The sequence below is a fragment of the Thermomonas sp. genome (genome assembly GCF_020850895.1).
Classification (GTDB): Bacteria; Pseudomonadota; Gammaproteobacteria; order Xanthomonadales; family Xanthomonadaceae; genus Thermomonas.
This window is the reverse complement of the sequence record NZ_JADZDS010000091.1, coordinates 1-2,545: the sequence shown is the minus strand read 5'-3', so window position 1 is coordinate 2,545 and position 2,545 is coordinate 1. Positions and strand designations below refer to the sequence as shown.

Sequence of the window (2,545 nt, the reverse complement as noted above, 5' to 3'; positions counted from 1 at the left end):
CATGCCCGCGAGCTGCTCAAGCCGGCCGCGCCCGCGCATCTGGCCACGGTGACGCCGCTGCGTCCGCAGGCCACGCCAGCGTGGACCCATGACAAGCCCTTCGCCGCTGAGTTGCTGGGCAACCAGCCACTCACAGGCCGCGAGTTCAAGGGCACCGGCTTCCGTCGCTATGGCGAGCCCGACAAGGACGTGCGCCATCTCGAGTTGTCGCTGGACGGCTCCGGCCTGACGTACGAGCCAGGCGATGCGCTGGGCATCCGCCACCGCAATCCCGATGCCTTGGTGGATGCGGTACTCACCGCCACCGGGCTGGACGGCAGCCGCAGCGTTGAACATGAAGGCCAAACCTTGCCGCTTGCGCAATGGCTGGCGGAAAAGCGCGAGCTGACCCGCTTGTCACGCCCAGTGCTGGCAGCGCTGGCCGAACGCGCCAAGTCCGCGGAGCTCAACCAATTGCTGGAACCCGGCAGCGCCGGCCTCACCGCCTTGCTGGCGGATCATCAGTTGATCGATGTCCTGCGCCGCTGGCGCGGCAGCTGGGATGCCCCATCCCTCGTGGCTGCGCTGCGTCCGCAGGCGCAGCGGTTGTATTCGATCGCCTCCAGCCGCAAGCGGGTCGGCGAAGAAGCCCACCTCACCCTCGATGTGCTGCGCTACCTGGCGCATGGCTTCGAACACCTCGGCGCCGCCAGCAATTTCCTGGCGGGTCTGGACGAAGACGGCCGCGTACCGGTCTATATCGAGCCGAACGAGCGCTTCCGCGTGCCCACCGATGCCAGCCGCGACATCCTCATGATCGGCCCCGGCACCGGCATCGCGCCGTTCCGCGGCTTCGTGCAGGAACGCGCCGAAACCGGCGCCAGCGGCCGCAACTGGCTGTTCTTCGGTGCCCAGCATTTCAACACCGGCTTCCTGTACCAGACCGAGTGGCAAGACGCGCTGGCCAAGGGTGAACTGCATCGCCTTGACTTGGCGTTCTCACGCGATCAGGCCGAACGCATCTACGTCCAGCAGCGCCTGCGCGAACACGGCCGTGAGGTGTACGACTGGCTGCAAAACGGCGCGCATCTGTATGTCTGCGGCGCCATCAGGATGGGCAAGGACGTCCACGCCGCCTTGCTGGACATCGTCACCCACCACAACGGCGGCGATGCCGATGCCGCCGCCGACTTCCTCTCCAGCCTGCAACGCGAAGGGCGCTATGCCCGCGACGTGTATTGACCAGGACCGCCCACATGTCGCACCCCTCCGTCGAAACCATCAAGCTCGAAAGCCGGCGCCTGCGCGGCACCCTGCTGGAGGGCTTGCAGGATGCGACCACCGGCTCGCTGAATTTCGAAGACCAGCGCACCATCAAATTCCACGGCAGCTACCAGCAGGACGACCGTGACCTGCGCGACGAGCGTCGCCGCCAGAAACTCGAACCCGCGCACCAGTTCATGATCCGCATCCGTGCGCCGGGCGGCGTGTTCACCCCGCAGCAGTGGCTGGGGCTGGACGCCATCGCCACCACCTATGCCAATCACTCGCTGCGTGTCACCACCCGCCAGACCTTCCAGATCCACGGCGTGATCAAACGCGATCTGAAGGCCACCATGGCCGCGATCAATTCCGCCACCATGGACACCATCTCGGCTTGCGGCGACGTCAACCGCAATGTGCTGGCCAGCAGCAATCCGCTGCAATCGCGCCTGCATGCGCAAGTCCACGACTGGGCGGAGCGCCTGTCCGCACATTTCAAGCCGGCCACCCGCGCCTATTACGAAATCTGGTTGGACGAAGAAAAGGTGGCCGAAAGCGGGGTCGAGGTCGAGCCGATCTATGGCGATGCCTACCTGCCGCGCAAGTTCAAGATCGCGATCGCGGTGCCGCCGTACAACGATGTGGACGTGTTCGCCAATGATCTTGGCCTGATCGCGATTCTCGATGCCAACGGCGAGCTGGCCGGCTTCAACGTCGCCATCGGCGGCGGCATGGGTGCCAGCCACGGCATTGCCGAGCACTACCCGCGCGTGGCCAACGTCATTGGTTTTGCCACCCCGGAGCAGGTGTTCGCCATTGCCGAAGCGGCGATCACCGTGCAGCGCGATTTGGGTGATCGCGACGAGCGCAAGCACGCGCGCTTCAAGTACACCATCGACGTCCACGGCAGCGACACGATCGTGGCGATGATGGAGGAACGCGCCGGCTTCAAGCTGGCCCCGGCTCGACCCTATCAATTCGACCACAACGGCGATCGCTTCGGCTGGGTGGAAGGCGAGGACGGCCTGTGGCACCTCACCCTGTCGCTGCCGTCCGGGCGCATTGCGGATACCGAAGGTCGGCCCTTGCTGACGGGCCTGCGCGAAATAGCGAAGGTGCACACAGGCCAGTTCCGCATGACCTGCAACCAGAACGTAATCATCGCGGGCGTGTCCACCAATGAGCGCACCCGCATCGACGCGCTGGTGGCGCAATTCGCGCTGGATGCGGAGAACCATGCACCCACCGCGCTGGCCCGTGCTGCGGTGGCCTGCGTGGCGCTACCCACCTGCGCACTGGCGAT

2 protein-coding genes are annotated in these 2,545 nt (G+C 65.7%); both read left to right on the top strand.

Going from position 1 to position 2,545, the window contains the following annotated elements; translation table 11 throughout:
- Positions 1-1,221, top strand: a 1,221-nt coding sequence (locus tag IT472_RS08355; RefSeq protein WP_297180790.1) for an assimilatory sulfite reductase (NADPH) flavoprotein subunit, incomplete at its 5' end; no start/stop codon positions are given.
- Positions 1,222-1,235: 14 nt separating this feature from the next.
- Positions 1,236-2,545: NADPH-dependent assimilatory sulfite reductase hemoprotein subunit (locus IT472_RS08350; RefSeq protein WP_297180788.1), on the top strand; the 1,310-nt coding region annotated here is incomplete at its 3' end.